Source organism: Nonomuraea sp. H19, from assembly GCF_052068215.1.
Classification (GTDB): domain Bacteria; phylum Actinomycetota; class Actinomycetes; order Streptosporangiales; family Streptosporangiaceae; genus Nonomuraea.
The window spans coordinates 40,208-57,437 of record NZ_JBQHCV010000042.1 but is presented as its reverse complement, the minus strand read 5'-3'; the positions used below and the strand labels follow the sequence as shown (position 1 = coordinate 57,437).

The 17,230-nt window shown below is 66.4% G+C and carries 17 protein-coding genes and 1 pseudogene; 12 read left to right on the top strand and 6 right to left on the bottom strand.

Annotation, left to right across the window (positions count from 1 at the left end):
- Positions 1-234: 234 nt before the first annotated feature.
- From ACTMTI_RS51440 to ACTMTI_RS51430, 3 genes and pseudogenes are all read left to right on the top strand, one after another.
- Positions 235-891, top strand: a pseudogene (locus ACTMTI_RS51440) (IS256 family transposase); the annotation flags it as partial.
- Positions 851-1,138 (top strand): ATP-dependent DNA ligase, encoded by a 288-nt coding sequence (locus tag ACTMTI_RS51435; protein ID WP_441128225.1) that lies wholly within the window; start codon positions 851-853, stop codon positions 1,136-1,138. The pseudogene ACTMTI_RS51440 and the gene ACTMTI_RS51435, both read left to right, overlap by 41 nt.
- Positions 1,117-1,818, top strand: a complete 702-nt coding sequence (locus tag ACTMTI_RS51430) for an ATP-dependent DNA ligase (protein ID WP_441128224.1) — start codon at positions 1,117-1,119, stop codon at positions 1,816-1,818. The genes ACTMTI_RS51435 and ACTMTI_RS51430 overlap by 22 nt, the downstream gene beginning before the upstream one ends.
- Positions 1,819-1,879: 61 nt before the next feature.
- On the opposite strand, the gene ACTMTI_RS51425 is transcribed toward ACTMTI_RS51430, so the two are convergent.
- The 4 genes from ACTMTI_RS51425 to ACTMTI_RS51410 all read right to left on the bottom strand — a co-directional run bounded on the left by ACTMTI_RS51425 (position 1,880) and on the right by ACTMTI_RS51410 (position 5,748).
- Complete coding sequence (locus ACTMTI_RS51425) at positions 1,880-3,391, bottom strand: hypothetical protein (protein WP_441128223.1); 1,512 nt, start codon at positions 3,389-3,391, stop codon at positions 1,880-1,882.
- On the bottom strand, positions 3,388-3,906 hold the full coding sequence (locus ACTMTI_RS51420; protein WP_441128222.1) for a hypothetical protein: 519 nt from the start codon (positions 3,904-3,906) through the stop codon (positions 3,388-3,390). The genes ACTMTI_RS51425 and ACTMTI_RS51420 overlap by 4 nt, the downstream gene beginning before the upstream one ends.
- The gene (locus ACTMTI_RS51415; protein ID WP_441128221.1) at positions 3,888-5,063 is read right to left on the bottom strand and encodes a hypothetical protein; all 1,176 of its coding nucleotides are present in this window, start codon (positions 5,061-5,063) and stop codon (positions 3,888-3,890) included. Before ACTMTI_RS51415 ends, ACTMTI_RS51420 begins: the two co-directional genes overlap by 19 nt.
- Before the next feature lie 103 nt (positions 5,064-5,166).
- Positions 5,167-5,748 carry a hypothetical protein gene (locus tag ACTMTI_RS51410; protein ID WP_441128220.1) on the bottom strand — a complete coding sequence of 194 codons (582 nt, stop codon included), beginning with the start codon at positions 5,746-5,748 and terminating at the stop codon, positions 5,167-5,169.
- A gap of 510 nt (positions 5,749-6,258) precedes the next feature.
- On the opposite strand from ACTMTI_RS51410, the gene ACTMTI_RS51405 reads away from it, so the two are divergent.
- From ACTMTI_RS51405 to ACTMTI_RS51380, 6 genes are all read left to right on the top strand, one after another.
- On the top strand, positions 6,259-7,857 hold the full coding sequence (locus ACTMTI_RS51405) for a Mu transposase C-terminal domain-containing protein (protein ID WP_441128219.1): 1,599 nt from the start codon (positions 6,259-6,261) through the stop codon (positions 7,855-7,857).
- Positions 7,858-7,915: 58 nt separating this feature from the next.
- Positions 7,916-8,713 carry an AAA family ATPase gene (locus tag ACTMTI_RS51400; RefSeq protein ID WP_441128218.1) on the top strand — a complete coding sequence of 266 codons (798 nt, stop codon included), beginning with the start codon at positions 7,916-7,918 and terminating at the stop codon, positions 8,711-8,713.
- Positions 8,710-10,335 (top strand): hypothetical protein, encoded by a 1,626-nt coding sequence (locus tag ACTMTI_RS51395; protein WP_441128217.1) that lies wholly within the window; start codon positions 8,710-8,712, stop codon positions 10,333-10,335. Before ACTMTI_RS51400 ends, ACTMTI_RS51395 begins: the two co-directional genes overlap by 4 nt.
- Positions 10,328-11,071 (top strand): hypothetical protein, encoded by a 744-nt coding sequence (locus tag ACTMTI_RS51390; protein WP_441128216.1) that lies wholly within the window; start codon positions 10,328-10,330, stop codon positions 11,069-11,071. The genes ACTMTI_RS51395 and ACTMTI_RS51390 overlap by 8 nt, the downstream gene beginning before the upstream one ends.
- Before the next feature lie 253 nt (positions 11,072-11,324).
- On the top strand, positions 11,325-11,705 hold the full coding sequence (locus tag ACTMTI_RS51385; protein WP_441128215.1) for a hypothetical protein: 381 nt from the start codon (positions 11,325-11,327) through the stop codon (positions 11,703-11,705).
- Positions 11,706-11,728: 23 nt separating this feature from the next.
- Entirely contained in the window at positions 11,729-11,905 is a 177-nt protein-coding gene (locus ACTMTI_RS51380; RefSeq protein ID WP_441128214.1) for a hypothetical protein, read from the top strand.
- Here the strand turns inward: ACTMTI_RS51380 and ACTMTI_RS51375 are convergent.
- Positions 11,854-13,059 carry an MFS transporter gene (locus tag ACTMTI_RS51375; RefSeq protein WP_441128213.1) on the bottom strand — a complete coding sequence of 402 codons (1,206 nt, stop codon included), beginning with the start codon at positions 13,057-13,059 and terminating at the stop codon, positions 11,854-11,856. The genes ACTMTI_RS51380 and ACTMTI_RS51375 overlap by 52 nt on opposite strands.
- A 72-nt stretch (positions 13,060-13,131) precedes the next feature.
- Between ACTMTI_RS51375 and ACTMTI_RS51370 the strand changes: the two genes are divergently transcribed.
- On the top strand, positions 13,132-14,103 hold the full coding sequence (locus ACTMTI_RS51370) for a GlxA family transcriptional regulator (protein ID WP_441128212.1): 972 nt from the start codon (positions 13,132-13,134) through the stop codon (positions 14,101-14,103).
- Between the two features lie 506 nt (positions 14,104-14,609).
- Here ACTMTI_RS51370 and ACTMTI_RS51365 read toward each other — a convergent pair.
- Positions 14,610-15,854 carry a tyrosine-type recombinase/integrase gene (locus tag ACTMTI_RS51365; protein ID WP_441128211.1) on the bottom strand — a complete coding sequence of 415 codons (1,245 nt, stop codon included), beginning with the start codon at positions 15,852-15,854 and terminating at the stop codon, positions 14,610-14,612.
- A gap of 744 nt (positions 15,855-16,598) precedes the next feature.
- On the opposite strand from ACTMTI_RS51365, the gene ACTMTI_RS51360 reads away from it, so the two are divergent.
- Positions 16,599-16,862, top strand: coding sequence for a hypothetical protein (locus ACTMTI_RS51360; protein WP_441128210.1), 264 nt, complete (start codon positions 16,599-16,601; stop codon positions 16,860-16,862).
- Between the two features lie 13 nt (positions 16,863-16,875).
- A complete protein-coding gene (locus ACTMTI_RS51355) occupies positions 16,876-17,103 on the top strand; it encodes a winged helix-turn-helix transcriptional regulator (RefSeq protein ID WP_441128209.1) in 228 nt (75 codons plus the stop codon).
- The last annotated feature ends 127 nt before the right edge of the window (positions 17,104-17,230 follow it).

The following is a 17,230-nucleotide window of genomic DNA, read 5'->3' as shown; positions in this document are numbered from 1 at the left end:
GCCTCGTCACGTACCTACCTCTTCCAGACTTCTGTCAGCTTATGTAGCCGACTGTCTGGAATCTGCTGGGCACCTCATTGTCAGTTGGTTAGCGTCCACGGGAGTGGTGTACGGGTTTGAACCTACTCGTCACCTTGATGCCCGTGAGGGAAGATCGATGTGACATGAGGGCGGCCACTCCGCGATCCTTCACAGCTGTCGAAGGCATAAGAAGGAGAACGAGAAGTGGCCGCTATGGACATTCTGCCTGCTGAGGGCGAGTGGTTCGACGAGAGCCTGGCGCAGGCCTCGCCCGATGTGCTGCGCGAGATGGTCGTGCGGATGGCGCAGATGATGATGGACGCCGAGGTCGAGCAGCGCTGCGGCGCCGGCTACGGCGAGGTGTCCGACCAGCGCATCAACTCGCGTAACGGCTATCGGCGACGCGAGTGGGACACCCGCGCCGGGACCGTCGAGTTGGCGATCCCCAAGCTGCGGCAGGGCTCGTACTACCCCGACTGGCTGCTGGAGCGGCAGCGGCGGGCCGAGCGGGCGCTGGCCTCGGTGGTGGCCACCTCCTATCTGCTGGGCGTCTCCACCCGGCGGGTGGAACGGCTGGCCGAGCAGCTCGGGGTGACCAAGCTGTCCAAGTCGCAGGTCAGCGTGATGGCCCGGGAGCTGGATCAGATGGTGAGCGAGTTCCGCAACCGGCCGTTGGACGCCGGGCCGTACACGTTCGTGTGGATCGACGCGCTGACGCAGAAGGTGCGTGAGGGCGGGCGCACGGTCAACGTGCACGCCCTGGTCGCGACCGGCGTCAACGCCGACGGACACCGCGAAATCCTCGGCATCGACGTGGTCTCCAGCGAGGATGGGGCCGGCTGGCTGGCATTCCTGCGGGGTCTGGTCGCCCCCTCATGAGAGCGGAGAGTGGCTCACCGAGATCAAGTGGGACGGTGCGCGAGCCCTGATGTACGTGGAGGACGGCCGGGTTCGGGTGCGCTCACGCCAGGGACTGGACATGACGGCATCCTTTCCGGAAGTGCAGCGGCTTGCCGGAGCCGTCCGAGGAAAGCGGGCGGTTCTCGATGGCGAGCTCGTAGCCTTCGCCCGGACGGCCGCATCTCGTTCGCCGCGATGCAACGGCGCCTGCATGTGAGTCGACCGGCGCGCGTTGCCGAACTGATCCGGGTCGTACCGGTGACGTTCATGGCGTTCGACCTTGTGTATGCCGGCGAGGAAAGCTTGGTGCGCCGTCCCTACCGCGAGCGGCGTGAACGGTTGGAAGGCCTCATCACGCCGGGAACTCACTGGCAGGTGTCAGCGGTCTTCGACGACGCCATGGCCGTTCTCGACGCCACCCGCCAGCTCGGCCTGGAGGGCATCGTCTGCAAGCGGCCGGATGCACCGTATAGACCGGGTCGCCGCTCGCCGGCATGGCGCAAGATCAAGAATTCGCAGGTGGCCGATGCGGTGATCGGCGGCTGGAGGGCTACGGGCCGTGGCGGCCGCCGGGTGGGCAGATTGCTGCTCGGCCTGCCCAACAGTGCCGGGCGGCTGACGTATGTCGGCACCGTCAAGACCGGCTTCACTGATGCGATGCGCACCGACCTGGCCACCCGGTTGCGCCCCTTGCAGCAGCAACGCAATCCGTTCACGGGCCAGCCGCAGGATGAGCCCGTCCATGGTGTGCGTTGGGTCCGGCCTGAGCTCGTTGGGGAGGTGCGCGCCATGGAGTGGACCGCCAACCGACACCTGCGGTTGGCGTCCTGGCGAGGTCTCAGACCAGATCTGGCCCCATCCGATCTCAACATGGCTGAATTGCGTTTGATGCAATAACACCGCGAGATCACAACACGCTGACGACGCAAGCGGCTCGTCCATGATCCGGGGCTTGTGGCTACGCCGGATCGTCGGGCTTCAGCAGGTCGAAGCGAAGGCCGAACGTTGGAGGGGTGAGCAGAGGTTGTCGGCGTCGCTGTGTCCACAGCACGGGCTGCCCGGTGGTGGAGCGGGCCAGCATGGCCCGCCGTTCCACGCGCAGCCCGTCGGCGGGAATCGCGCCGGGTTCCAACTGGTGCATGGGTTGGCCGTCTTGGTGCCGCGGATCGGTGAGCAGGTCTGAGGTGGGCGCGGGCATCAGGACGGGGGCTGGTCCGGACAGGTCCGCGGCGCGGCCCTGGACGAACCGTCGACGCCCATCGACATCGTTCTCGACAACATACGGGTGCCAGTGTGGTGGGATGGGTGTCATCGGAAGGTAGTCGAACGCTCGGCGCGTGGTGGTGTCGGCCTGGGCGGGCGGCGGGGCAGGGGGTGCTGGCGGGGTCGGCATGGTCCGTCCTGCGATGACCTGCTCGACGGCCCAGACCAGGTTGGCGTCCTCATCGATGCCAATCACCACCTCATCGAGGATGGGTCCCACCAGCGGGGTCCGCGCCGTGGCCCACACGACGAGGGAGCGCGGGTCGAGCCCGGTAGTGGTGAACAGGCTCCAGTCCGGCGGGGGTGCCAGCGGCCACCAATCCCCGAACGCGTCGAGGACCTTCACCTGGTCGAAGGTGGCGATCGTGCCGGTAGGAGCCGGGACGGCGAAGGTGAACCAGTCGTCGGAGTGGTTGACGATCAGGTCGATCAGGACGAGGGTCGCAAGGCCAGCCCGATCCGGAGCCTGGCCGCCGATCGAGACCCGGGCGTCCTCGATCTGCCACCAGCGGGGCAGCGGCGCGCTGGGATAGCGCAGCCGTCCCGGCGTGGTCCGTATCGTCGTCGCGGCGTCGGCGCTGTCGAGGGGCCCGGTGGCGTCGGCGCTGAACCAGTCCAGGGCACCGCCGTCGTGCCGGTCGATGACCAGCGTCGCCGAGCCGGCGGGCAGGGTCGCGGTGTAGCTCAGTTCGGCGGGGTCCCATAGGTCCACCGGCTCGGTCCGGGGCGGGCCGGGGTCGCCGAACCAGGAATCGGGCAGGCCCAGCTCCGTGCGCCGCTGCCACAGGATCCGCCCGTCCGGGCCGGTGCCGTTGAGGCCGTCGTAGGGCACGGGCAGTTCGGCCAGCAATAGGGATTCCTCATCAGGGAGGCTGACACCGCCGCCGCTGGCGGCCGTCGCCACGGCGCGCCCGATCCGTACTCGGCGGCCGATGGTCCACCAGTCCTGCGGCTCGGATTCGATGATCGCCTCGGCGGGGACGGTGGCCGGGTCGAGACCGGGCTGTCCGGCGGCGGCGCCGATCGGTGTGCTCCGTGCGAGGATCTCCACGCTCACTGGGGACGCGGCGTCCTCTGCCTGGTGCTCGCCGAGCTGCCATTGCCGGCCCAGCAGCCACAGCGGGTCGGCCACTTCGGCGGCCCAGCCTCGGGCGAGGTCGCTCTGATGGGGGTCCGACTCCAGCCGCAGCACCACATCAAAGATCATTCACGTGCCTCCAGTGGTATCGCGACCGCCCCGGACGCAGGCAGCAGTGCGCTGGGCGTCAGGGCCCGGAATTGCTCGTCCAGGTCGACCGGGCGCGCCATCCTGACGCGCGTGAGTTCTCTGGTCTCGGTGAGGATCTGGACCAGCATCCGTTGGTCGAGCGGTTGGGGGGTCGATGGTGGTACGGCGAGCAGGATGGCCTGCTGGGCCCGGGCGACCGGGGCGTCGAAGCCGAAGGCCGCGCCGGTGTATTGCTCGGCTGTGGGTATCACCTCGCTGAACCGGTCGATGGCGGCCACCGCGATCGGTGTTTGCCCCGTCATGTTCGCCAGGTCGAGCTCTGGCACCGCGTACGTGGCGATCAGTCTGCGGCCGTCGGATGGGTTGGTCTGCCATGGGTCGCCGGGTCGGTTCGTCCATGGCCGCAGTGGTGCGGCCTCGGTGAGCTGGTGCGCCTCGAGCCGGGTCAGCGCCGGGCGGACCGCGGCGACGATGGTCAGCCACGAGGAGTCCAACCCGTCGCCGTCGCCGTCGCCAGCGGGGTGGAGGGTGGGCAGGCCGTCGGCCCGTGTGGTGCCGGTGAGCGCCACCTGTCCGGTGGGTGAGACCAGCGCGGCGGCGGCGTCGAGGAACTCCGCCCGAGACAGCCCGTCGGCCGTCTCGGGGCTGCGGCCAGCCGTTCGGCCAGCCCCGCCAGCGCCAGCACGGCCGCCCTGGCCAGCCGCCGCACCCGTCGTTGGTCGGCCGGGGCGGGTGGTTCGGTCTGGTCGGCTGCTTCGTCCGGCGGATTAGGGGCGATACCCCAACCGGCACACGCGGTCAGTAGCCGGCGCAAGACCTCCGGATCGGCGCCGCCGATCCCCGCCTCTGGCTCAAGCAGCTCGACCTGCCCCCGCAGCCGGCGCAGCAGCGCGGCGCAGACGTCGCGAGTGGCCAGGTAGCGCTGCAGCAGCAGCGGATCGATGCCGACCTCGCCCTGGCTCACCGGGTCCCCGGTGGAAGGCTCCTCCGATAGCGTCCGGGGCTCGGCGGGGTTGCGCCCGACCAGGCCCACCAGGCTCGCCGCGTGCTCGTAGCGATGCCCGCCGGTGCCTGCCACCACGATCCCGTCGGTTCCGGGCGCACCCAGGTCGACGCCTTCGAGTTCGGCCGCACGTTCGACGGCCAGGCTCTCCAGTCGGGTGCGGGTCAGCGCCAGCGCGTCAGCCGGTTCAAGATCGAGCTCGGTGAGGTGGACCACCCGGCGGATCGCTGTGGCCAGCGCGGGGTCGGTCAGGCGCACCTCGAAGTCCCACGCCGAGGCGGCTCCGGCGGTGGCCGCAAGGTAGGCGGCGACCGAGGGGTCCAGCGTGCCGGCGGGCGACAGCAGGGACCGGCTGTCGTCGTCGGCGGGCAACGGCGCCGCCGGGATGTGGGCCAGGGCCAGCACGACCGAGCTCGACACCGCCCGGCCCTCCCGCGGGGTGCGCAGCAGACCGAGTTCGGGGGGCCTGGCCAGTCCGGCGGCGCCGTTCATGACCGCTCCGGCGGCCTCGGGGCGTCCCTCGACCAGGTGGTGTACGGCGTCGGCGACCAGCAGGTCGCTGTAGGCATCCAGGCCGTCTCGTAGTTCCTGCAGGGCGGCTTGTTGTCCGGCGTCGACGGAGACGGGGAAGGATTGCTGAGCGAGCACTGCCAGGCCGTCGCAGACCCGTCGGCCGGCGTGTTCGGCACGGACGGGGAAGCGGCGGCGCAGCTGCTCGATCTTTGCGGTCTGGGCGACGATGCGTTCGACCTCACGGCCGAGCGCTTCGGCCAGGTGCGCGCCAACCCGGACGTGTTCGGCGAGCCGGTCGGCGACCCGGGCGCTGCGGGAGGTGATGTCCAGGTCCCAGCGGCCGCCGCCGGGCGCGGTCGCGCAGGACGGCGGCGGCTAGGGAAGCCGAGGCCGACGGTGAGCGCAGTAGTCCGGCGGCGGTGGGACCCGGATGTCCCGGCGCCGGAGCGTCGACCCAGCCGTAGGCGCCCAGCCGTCGCTGGACGGTTTGGGCGAAGCGCGGGTCATCCAGCCGCCGTTGCGGCACGGTGAGGAACCATGGGTCGATGCGGTGGTTTGCGGAGTCGATGCTGGCCGCGAGCATCCGCTCCAGTTCCGCGACCGGCACCTCGCCCAGTGAACGCAGCGCGGTCGCGACCTCGCTGAGGTGCTGGCCCGCGTCGGTCGGGTGGGTAGCAGAGTCGGGCGTGGCCTCAGCGATCCGCCGCTCGAGCTTGCCGCGTTGCTCGTTGTTGCGAACGATCGGTTCTGACTCTGCGGGGGCGTGTCGCTCCCGTTTGCGCCCGACCTCCCCGATCAGCAGTTGCAGTGACCGGATCACCAGCCGGATCAGCAGGCTGTCACCGCGCTGCTGCAGTAGGTCGTTTTCCAGCTGAGACGGAGCACGAAAGTGTCGCCGCCAATTCGTCAGTTGCTGTCGCGGCCCAGCTCATGCGGCAGTTTCTGTTCCCTTGATAGATCGCTAGGGCGAAATCTTGAAAAAGGTTCGCCTTTGCCTAGCGACAGCTAAATGACCAGCCAGCGACATGCGCTGACGAAGTGCCTGATAGGGGAAGACTGGCTTCGCGACCGGTATAAAAGCTGGTCAATAGTTGTCGTCGCCCAGGTCGCAGGGCCTGCATGTGATGTCCGCGCTGCAGAGGTGCGCTCCTCTCTGACAAGAGTGTGACGAATAGGCAGGTCATAAGTGCTTTGGTCGCGAACTTGTCGTTTATGGTGGACGGGGGGCGCTACGCTTAGTAGCCTTGCGGTAATTGCGAGCTCTCAGTGCAGTTCGGCAATCAAACCAGCAGAGACCCGAAAATAACTCGCATTCAGTGAGGTGCGCCTGGTGGGCGAGGAAAGCGCTGGAGGCCGCACAGTCGGAGAGAAGGCCGACTATCTGCGGAAGGTCGCCGTGCAAAGACTGATCTTCTTGGATAGGACCGGAGAGCTCAAGCCTGAGAACATCAAGGCAGTCGCTGAACTTCTAGGAAAACATGTTCGAACTGTCCAGCGGTATGTGCGGCTGGCTCGACTGGAGGGGCGCTACGAGAGCCTGCAACGGCCGAGCTTGGCGCTCAACGAAGACCTGTTGAAACGGTACGCGTATTGGCAGGGAAACGTATCCGCGGTCCATCGAGAGTTGGTGTCTCAGTCAGAACATGGAGGGCCGCAACCACCGAGCCTGTCTACCCTTCAGCGAGCGTTCCGGGACGGTCTGACCACTGGTGAGCGGGCAGCGATTCGTGTTGGTGAGAAGGCTTTGCGGGAACACTCGGTCTACTTTGGCCGGCCCGCCGAACATCGTAACGCCGTGTGGGAGACGGACCATGTTGAGGTGCCCGTCTACGTTGAGGTCGAGGGAAAACTGCGTAAACCCTGGATCACCTGGTTCATCGACGCGGGGAAGAACGTCATTTGCGGGATGGCTGTGACGCCCGGAGTTCCCAGTAGAGAAGGGATATTAGTCGCACTGCGTGTTGCGTTGCTATGCGATGACCCTGACATGCCGTTTGGAGGCATTCCTGCCCGCGTACGCATGGACCGCGGGAAAGATTTTCTTTCGAAGGCGGTGACGGAGGCGCTACAGCGTTTTGCGGTCATCGTTGATGTTCAGCCGGGATATCACCCGCACCTTAAAGGCACCGTGGAGAACCTGAATGGCAGCGCCGAGAAGATGTTCTTTTGTTCATTGCCTCGCTACACGCATGCCCCCAAGCAGCTCAACGGCAAGCCAATGGAGCCTGAGCAGCCGCCGCTGACCATCAAAGAATTCGTGACGAAGCTGCGCGAGTGGATCCACCAGTGGAACTTCGAACATCGGGTAGAAGGTGTTAACAAAACACCAGCGCAGCTTTGGGAAGAAGATCCCACACCTATATATGAGGTGTCTCCGGATGATCTTCGGATGCTCACCATGGAAGATGAGAAAGAGACTCGAAAGATCACAAAGAAGGGGATTCGTCGCAAGAATCGTTACTATGTGAATGACTGGATGCAGGGCAGAGTTGGCTTGCAAGTTCGTCTACGGGTGATGCCTTATCACGACCGCGAGATCGAGGTGTTCGAGGCGGCGACGGAACGTTATCTGGGATCGGCCTACTTGTCCGACGAAGCCAGCCCTGAGGAAATTGCCGATATGAAGAGGGCGCGAGCACAAGAGCGGCGACGCATGATGAAGGTCTTCAAGGACAGCGGACAAGCACGGCGAGAGCGCAGAGAACGATTGGGGGCGGTCAGCGAACCGGAGGAGCCGCGTCACCTGAATGCGGTGACGTCGTCCGAAGCTCGAGCAACCATCAGGCGTATCGACGATGACGAAATGGTGGCCTTGGCTATTCCCATTCCATGTCTTGCTTCCGATATCCCTGACGACTGGGTCGTGCCGGGGACCGCCCGGGCGGCCCGTCTGAAAAGGGCGGAAGGCGAGCCGCCCTCCAGCCAATGACACCCGTGCCCTGCAAAGCTCAAGAGACGATGCAAGGATCCAAAGGAAAGGGAACATCATGAAAGATCGTCCGAGCCGCAGTTTGCTGACAGAAGCAAGTGAAGATCACTATCTGGCCCTGCCCGGCGCAAGGGTGGTGGCTACTGACGCGTTGCAACATACGAAGAGTTATATCCAGCAGGTGATTGAAAAAAATGCGATGATGTGCGTCCACGGAAACGCTGGCACCGGCAAGACCTTCTGTGTGAATGAAGCGCTACGATGCCTGGCGTGCGATCGATCATACCGCATTGAGCTCCGCGACGGGCCAACTCCGACTTTTATTCGGGAAGCGCTTTTTAGCGCTCTAGGGGTGGCCGGTAAGCCTCCCCAGAGGCCTGCACCATTCGATCGGCTGCTTAAGGAGGTGCTCGCCGAAGAACCCCGAGTCCTCGTGTGCGACGAGGCGCAGCGGCAGCCGAAGAAGTGTTTCGAATACTGGCGTTCTCTGTGGGACGACCCCAAAACCAAAATAGCCGTGATCTTTGTTGGAGGAGAAGGTTGCTTCGAGGTGCTCAAAAACGAGCCCATGCTCTCCTCACGCATCTTTATCTGGCAAGAGTTCTGCAAGATGGAGCCCGAACAAGTTCTCAACGTGATAACCGACTTCCATCCGATATGGAGTGACGTCGACGACGAACTCATCTTGCTCGCCGACAATCTCAGTGGACACGGCAACTTCCGCAATTGGGCGAAGATCACCAGTCACGCCGATTGGCTGCTGAAGCATGACCCAGAGGACAAGGTCATCAATGAGCGACTACTACGCAAGGTCGCGGGTATGCTCGGTGGGAAGAAAGCGAGGAGGGCGGCGTGACCACGCCGGATCCGTGCCACCGCCCCGTCTTCATCGTCGTGGATACCGATGACGATGTCGCATGTATGAACACTGCCTGGGGAGCCCACGATCCGGCCGCTGGTGTTATCGCTATACATCCCACGCCCGGCGCCGGCGGCGTCGGCGACATCTGCCTGGACGTCTTGAACGCGCTCGGAAAACCCATCGACCAGGCCAATGCCCTTGCCGGTCCCGGCGGCAGGGAGATACGCATTGGCCACGCGGCCACGGCCTGGACGCACGCAGAGGGCATTTGGCACTTCATCGTCATGCGGGCGCATCTGCTTACGCGCGCCCAGCGTACCCGATTGATCGAACTCGGCTCCGACGTGCACGCCGTCGTGACCATGGTCTGGCATACGACGGCCTCCAGAGACTGGTCTGAGGAACTGCCGGGTCATCATGGCTGGAAGCTCATGCCGTCCTTGCAACAGGCCATCGTCGCGGCGCGGTTTGACCGCAAACCGTGGCGGACATCCGCTTCGCCGCCGCGCGCGCTGCATTGCACCAGCAAAGGGCGGGAACCGAGCCCGTACGCCGAGCAAGATGCGGAGAAGCGCACACTGCCGCCCCTCCCTGCCAGTGACTTTCCCAACTTCCGGGCCGATGCCTACCGCCGGCTCGGCCTTTTCACGCACCATGACGACAAGCAGTACGCGGTCTTTGGCTCTCAAGGCTTTGAGCTAGTGGACGCCGTCTACGGCTACGGCATGGACTTGGCCTGCACCTGGATTCTCGGCCAGGACGAGTTCCAGAATCCACCGGAAGCGTCCGTCTCCAGTCGGCTAGCCCTCCAGGCACTTGGCCAGGAGGAGGACGATCGTCTGGAGCGCTCCGCACTGGCCGCGGCAGCACCCATACCCGCCGCACTCGCCCGTCAAGTATCCGACCCTGGTCCCGTCCATCTAGAGCCCTACCCCTACCTCGTGGACAACGACCGGGGCCTACGGCTGTTCCTGGCCAATCTGGTCGCCGACTGTCCCACGCGTGAGCACGCCATCGCCCGCATTCGCGGCGCGCAGGCGGGCTTTTTCGCGCACGGCCTGCTGCTCGCTGTACCACCGCTCCTCGATCGCGCCACCGGGCGCGGGCTGATGGCCCGGCTGGACCTTGACCAAGCTGAGCGCATCCGGGATGGCGTCTTGCATCCCGTGCACGCAGCCGCATTGGCCGCTGCGCTGTTCACCGGAGCCGATCCCGCAGACCTACCGATGGTTCGCCTGGCGGCGTTGAGCCGTGATGGCGCCACGCTGGACCTGGTCGAATCACCCGTGCAGGGCTACCGGCTCGCGGGCGAGAAACTCACATACGGGGTGCCGGTCTACGCTCGCTCGCTGATGCTCGCCGCCCGACATTTCCTGCAACTGTGCGGGCACGATGCCCTCGCCCCGCTGCTGGAAGCAGGCATCGGGCGGGATGGCCAGCAGTTGCTCGCGACGAGCCGGCTCGTCGCGGTGTCGGCTCCTGTGTGCCTGGACAGGCGCGCAGGGCAGTTGCCCTGGGATCTGCGCACGCGCTGCTGGCGAGTGGGACAGGCCCTGCACCGCCGAGGGCCCGCAACCTTGTGGGATGGTGCCGTGGCGCAGGACAGCGATGCTTGACATCGAAGCGATCAAGCGCAGAGTGGCCGAGTTGCGCATCGGCGAGGTCGAGTTTCGTCTGCGTACAGGCATCTCCCTGGAGGTCTTGCGCAAGGATCCGGCTCCGGCGACGCTCAGCGTGGAAGTGATTGTCCGCGTCTGCGAGATGCTGGACATGGAGGTGAGCGAACTTCTAGGTCGTCACCCCGCTGGCCCGGCTGCTCGCCCTGATCACGATGACCTGGTGGTCGAGGCGGCGCTGACCCAGCACGGTCAGTTGACCGAGGCCGACCTGGCCGAGGCGTTGCGGTGGCCGCTGCAGCGGGTGGACAAGGCGATTCGTCTCTTGGCGCTGCGGCTGCTCGGCACGGCCGTGCAGGTGGTACGGATGGACAGCCATGTGCATCTGGAAGCCCGCCCCCGCGTGCTGTCACCGGAGGCGGACGCCACTTTGAGAGCGGTGCAGCAGGCGCGGATCCCGCTGTCGGCGCGGGAGGCATGCGTGCTGTTGTACCTGCTGCACCAGCGCCATGACCCACTGCTGGAGCATTTGCCGCTGGACTGGGAGACGACGCAGGTCCTCATCCATCGGGGCCTGGCAGAGCAGGACGAGGATGGCCTGCATCCGCATCCGGACCTGTCGTTCGCCTTGGCGCTATTGCCGATACCCAAACTGCCGGATGAAGTGAAAAGAAGAGCGCCGCGAAGGCTCTCCTATCGTTCGATCCCGGGAGTTGCACATGGCGGTGACCCTTGAGGTGAACGTGGCTGTCGGCAGCGGGTCTGTGTGCCGCCCCGGAAGAGGCCAACTAGCGTTGCGCCGAGGCGTAGGCAGTGTGGCAAGAAGGGCTGACGCTACCGTAATCGTCGGTTATCTTGGGTGACTTTTAGTAGTCAGTTATGTCAGGCAAGGTACGTGGGAGCGTACTTGCCTTCACAGTATTCAGGGGTCTTCAGGCATGTCAGTCATGTCAGGTGCACTGCCTCGGCATTAGCGGCCTGAGCAGGCGATGGCCGCCGACGAGTCGGTGTCGTGGGTGGTGATCGACGAGGACCTCGGGCTGCATGTCGAGGCGTGCGCGTACCTAGTGGGGCCGCGCGCGGCGGGTCGGGCGTTCAACACCGAGAAGACGTACGCCGGCCGGATCGCCTTGTACTTGTGGTACTGCCTGGGCCACGGGATGGACTGGTCGAGCCCGAGCCTGGCGCAGCTGATGGCGATGATGCTCTGGCTGGTGGACGAGCCGATGCTGGCGCGGTCGCGTAGGCCGGGGGCGGCGGCGGGGTATCGCAGCGAAGCCACCGCGAACGCGATCATGGGGACGGTCGGGAGTTCCTGCCGTGGTGCTGCCTGCAGGGGTGGGTGCCGCCAACGCTGGTTAACGCGCTGAGCCAGCCGAAGTATCTGCGCTTTGTGCCTGCGGGGTTCGACGCGGGCGAGGACGACCAGCACCGGACGGTGATGGCCCGCGCGGCGGGCTGGACCGACCAGCGGGTGCTGGAGATCACCACGCTCGTCGCCCCGCAGACGATGACCAGCTACGTCAACAAGCTGGCCGAGACCGGGATCGATTGGCCTGCGGCCTCCTGAGGTTCCCGGCCCAGCCGCCTGACCGGCTTGATCAACAGCAGCGCCGCCACCACACCGACCGCCACCACCGCCGACCCCAGCATGAAGGCACGCGGTTCGACCAGCGTGGTGACCCGACCGGCCAGCGCCTGCCCCACTGCCATGCCCGCGACCGACCCGGCCACCTGGTAGGCGTTGACCCGGTTCAGCACGTCCGGCGCGACCTGCGTCTGCACGCTGGTCGACCACATCACCGACCACAACGCCCACGCGCACCCCCCGAGCAGGTGCCCGGCCATCAGCAGTGGCAGCGGCAGCCCGAGCGCGACCGTCAGCGGCACCGCCACGTACCCGCTCAGCGCCACCGCCCCGGCCGCCAGCGGCCTGCGCGGCCTGAGCCTGATCGCCACCAGCCCGCCCAGCACAGTGCCGAGGCCGAGCGCCGCCATCACCCAGCCGTAGTCGGCCCCGATGACCTGCGACGACAGCGGCACGTACGGCCCGACCACCAGAACGCCCCAGAACACCCAGACCAGGATGACCGACCACATCCAGCTCCTGGCCGTGAACTCCTCCCAGCCCCTGCGCAGGTCGCTCAGCACGTCGGAGGGCTCCGGCCTGGGTACGGTGACCCGGACCAGCAGCAGGCACACCCCGCTGACCAGGAACGTCGCGGCGTCCACCGTGTAGACGAAGACCGGCCCGACGGCGACGATGAGGACTCCAGCCAGTGCGGGACCCGCCAGATGGGTGACCGCCTCGGCGATCTTCAGCGTCGCGTTGGCCCGCTGCGGATCTTCGGCAACCAGAGGGACCATACCGTTGACGCCCGGTTCGAACATCCCGGCGGCCGTGCCCGACAAGAACGCCATCACCAGCAACAGGGCGTACGGCGGAGCACCATCCAAGAAGGTGACAGCCACGACCCCCTGAGTGACGATCCTGACCACGTCGGCGCCGATCATCAAGCGCCGGGCGCCGATCCGGTCGGCGACAACCCCGCCGAACAACATGACCAGCACAGCCGACGCGGTCCAGAGCGCGAGCACGTAGCCGACGCCCGCGATCCCATAGACTTTCCCGATCGCCAGCGCCGAGGCGACGGGCATCATCGCGTCACCGAGCAGCGAGACCGTGCGGGCCCCGAAGTAGAGGGTGAAGCTCCTCGTCCACATGAGCCCCAATTCTGGATTTTTCCAGCTCAGAGCACCGGTGTCCCAAAAGTCATCATTGGGTACATTTGCGCCATGCCCCTGGATTGCCCGGAAACGCCCCCGATGCCCCCCAGCCCGCATCGCGTGGTGGCCTTGGTCGCCCCGAACCAGGAGCTCTACCCCGTCACCTCCGCCTCAGCCGTCTTCGGCTACCACGGCCCCGACATCCCCCAGCACTACACCTTCAGCCTGTGCGCCGAACACCCCGGCTCCCTCCCCACCACCCTCGGCGTCCCCATCCAGGTAGACAGCGGCCTCGAAGCCCTCCACGACGCCGCCACCGTGGTCATCGCGGGCTGGACCCTCACCCCCTCGCCCGCCGTACTCCACGCGGTGTCCCAAGCCCATGCCCGAGGCGCCCGCATCGTCGCCGTCTGCGCCGGAATCTTCATCCCCGCCGCCCTGGGCCTCCTGGACGGCCGCCGCGCCTCCGTCCACTGGGAACTCTCCGGCGAACTCGCCGCCCGCCACCCCCGCGTCATCCCCGACGACACCGTCATCTACGTCGATCACGGCGACGTCGCCACCGCCGGGGCCTCGGCCGCCACCCTCGACCTCTGCCTTCACCAGATCCTCCAGGAGTACGGCGCGGCCCACGCCATGCGCATCGGCCGCCAGCTCGCCGCCGGTCCGCACCGCGAGGGCTGCCAGCGCCAGTACCCTCCCCTCCCCACCACCGGCCCCATGCCGGACTCCCTGGCCCCCCTGCTCGAATGGCTCCTCTCGCGCCTGCCCGACCAGATCACCGTCGAGGACATGGCCGCCCATTCGGGCGTCTCCCCCCGCACCCTCACCCGCCAATTCGCCGACCAGCTCGGCGTCCCACCCGCCCGCTGGCTGCTGGAACGCCGCCTGGCCGCCACCCGCGCCCTGCTGGAGGAGACCGACCTGCCCGTCGAGACCATCGCCACCCGCGTCGGCCTCTCCTCGGCGGTCAACCTCCGCCGCCGCTTCCACACCGCCCTGCGCACCACCCCGGCCGCCTACCGCCGCTCCTTCCGCTGAAGGCCCCGGGCGGTCCCGCCGCGATCACGGCCGATGGACGGGGCCCTCTCCGGCTTCCGACCGCTCCAGCGCCTGTCTGATCTCGCCCCATCGACTGCGATCATCTGAGGGCTCCTGGCGGAAGCGGCGCGGACGCTGCGCCCACCATGCCAAGGCACGCGAGAACACAGCCGCCATCCCTGCGACACGCCAGCAAAGCCGGTCAACGTGCCTTACATGCCTGAAAAGATCATCTTGCTTTGACCTGCGAGAAGAGGCAAGCAACCCCAGATAAGGCGGATAGTGCTCGGCCTTCACGTGGGGTGAAGCGGACCAGCTCGCGCAGCGGATCGGCGCCTGGTGCGTCGACCGTGTCAGGTACCGCCAGAGGGAATGGGGTTGATGGATCCGAAGCCTATGGAAACGTGATGCGAATACTGCGGTGGCGCAGGTCGGTGAAGCAGGAAGTCGCAGAAGCGGCGCAGCGGGGGCGGGCTGAAACTTCGGCGTTCACGCTGGAGAGCGCGTCAATGCTTGTTCCGCGTGACGCGGCGGCGTGCGACCTCTGTGGCAATACGCCGACACAGCAGGATCTCGCCGGAGCGGTAGACGGGGGCCGGGAACCCAGGTAGGGCGAGGGTGGCTCGCCGTGGCTTGCGCCTTGGCGGATGGGGAGCCTCGGCACTGTGCCGGATGAGCTCGAGGGTCAGTGAGGCGGCGTGATCGATTCCTGCCGCTCGCGCTACACGCCGGACTTGTTCAGTGGTGTCCTTGATCTTCAAGGGGGCGCCGGCACGCGTGAGGAACAGCGGCCCGGGCGTAGAGCCGCGCACCGTCAGGTAGCCATCCAGGATGTGTGCTGGACAGGGCGGCAGCAGGACCGCGTGGGATCCGCCCGCTGCAGGCATGTTGAGAATGCGATCTCTGCCAGCCCTGACGACGTCCTGCAGGGCCAGCATCGCCAGGCCGTCTTCGTCGCAGTTGGCGGAGATCACCACGAACATGATCGCCTGGATGCGGACGCTCTCGTGTAACACGGCGTGGCTCAGAAGACAGATCAGTTGCTCGTGGGTGAGAAGCGGGACGTGTGAGGGCAGCGGGCGGGGCCGCCGCAGCCCGGCGAAGGGATTGTGCGGGGCCAGCTCGCGCCGGTAGAGCAAGCCGTACCAGGACGACAGCGCGGTGATGTGCTCAGCCCGAGTGTTCTCACTCCATCGCGCGCTACGCATCGCCGCGTCGTACAGGTCGGCATCGAGGGCGGAACACTCCTCAGGCCACAGGCGACGTCGGTTGGACCACCACAACCACCAACTGATCACGCGCCGGTACCGCGTACGAGTCGCCGCGGACAGTGGCTCGGCCGACAGCCACTCCACGGTGGCATCGCGCACTGCTCGTGACGCCCGGCAGAGCAGGAGCGAGAGCTCATCCAGGGTTTGCGCCGGCGCGGCGGTACCCGGGGCGGGCAGGCGGGTTGTCAGATGTGCGCCAGCCAGAGCGCGCAGCTCATCCTGCCCATCCCCATCAAGAGGGGGCGACGGGCGCAGCCGTCGCTGCTGCCGGTCGACGTCATTGAGACTCATCGTCACCTCGTCAGCACATCGATGCCCAGCGTTCATCGCGGAACGGGGATGTCGGTCGGCCTTGCCGAGGACCGGGAAGCTCAGGCCGGACGGTGTTCGTCGCTGTGCGAAAGCATCTGGCTGTCGGCAGAGGGCCGCGTTAAGGGAGCCCGTCATGATCAGGAAGAAAAGGCTGGCCCAGATAAGCATGGGAGACGACGTCGCACACCACGATCTCCCGATCGTCGTGAGGTATGCAGAATGTACACCCGGGCCCCGCATTTGTCCGCCATCCAGGGTGCCATGTAGGGGTGCCCATGCCAGGTCACGCCCTGCCCAGTGATGGCGGTGACCACGTTGGTCGTGATGGTGAAGGTCCACAAGAGGTCCGGGGCGATGCTGGTGACGGGCGCGGGGTCGTCCTCCCAGGCCTGCGAGGGGTGCGGCCACCGAGCGCCGGCTGCGGGCAGGCGGTATTCCAGCGAGTGGTCCACGCCAGGATCTTGTCTACCACCTGCGCGAATGGCACGGCCAATGGCGGTTCGACCCGAACATTCAAGGTGCACAACGCGTCGGTCACCACTGTGCGCGTGGTGGTGTCATTGCTTCGGGCGAGTCGGACATGCCGGGGGAGATCTCCCATCGGCTCATACGGCTCGTGCTGCAGCAGTGCCGCACGTAAGGCGGCGAGCACATCGGCCCGGCATGACGTGCCCGGCGTGGTGACGGTTCCGCAGATGCCCCGCGTGGCGGCGTCCACCAGCCGGATGGTCCATGGCGTCAACACATCGCCGCCAGCCTCGGCTTCGATGGGCAATTGCGCCAGATCAATGTGCCAGATGCTGTTGCGATGTAATGCGGTTGGCGTGGTCGAGAACGGAGACGCGTTGCCCATCGATGCCCCACAGGTACCTTCACGGAGCCTCGCAAGCACGCCACTATGACACGGCATTGATGGCTACGCTGGTCTCATCGGCAGCCGCCAACACTGCGAGGGTTTCTCGCGAGGAATTTCTGATCGCCTCGTTATCTGAAGTAACTCATATGGAAGTGAACACCTTGGGTGACGATCGCGCTACTGTTTCAGAAGAATTGCTCCCTGTGAGCCACCAGCCGCTCTTGCCCGCCGCTACAGCGGATGCGATCGACCTGCTGAGCCACCGCTGGATCTTGCAGGTACTCTACGTCCTGTGCCAGGGGGAAGCCCGTTTTCAGTGAGCTGGCCCGCGGGGTGCCCGGCCGTTCCCGTCGTGTGCTCGCTGTCCGCTTGCGCCAACTGGCCGGTCCCGGGCTGGTACAGCGCATGGTGGACGAGGGGCCGCCGACACATGTCAGCTACCACTTGACAGACCAGGGAGAGGCCTCGCGCGCGACGCTGGACACATCGAGGCGTGGACGGCAACCCGTCGCCCTACCCAGGTGTGCTGAGACGGATCCGACCCTCCGTGCCGTCGCCTGATCGCGTCAGCCGACGGCATGAGCGGGGCACAGAACCGCCAGGAGAATCACCGCTCGGCCGCCGCCTACGTAGTCAAGGCTCGCCCATACGCAATCCGGGAAGTGCGACGCAAGATGAATAGTTCTAC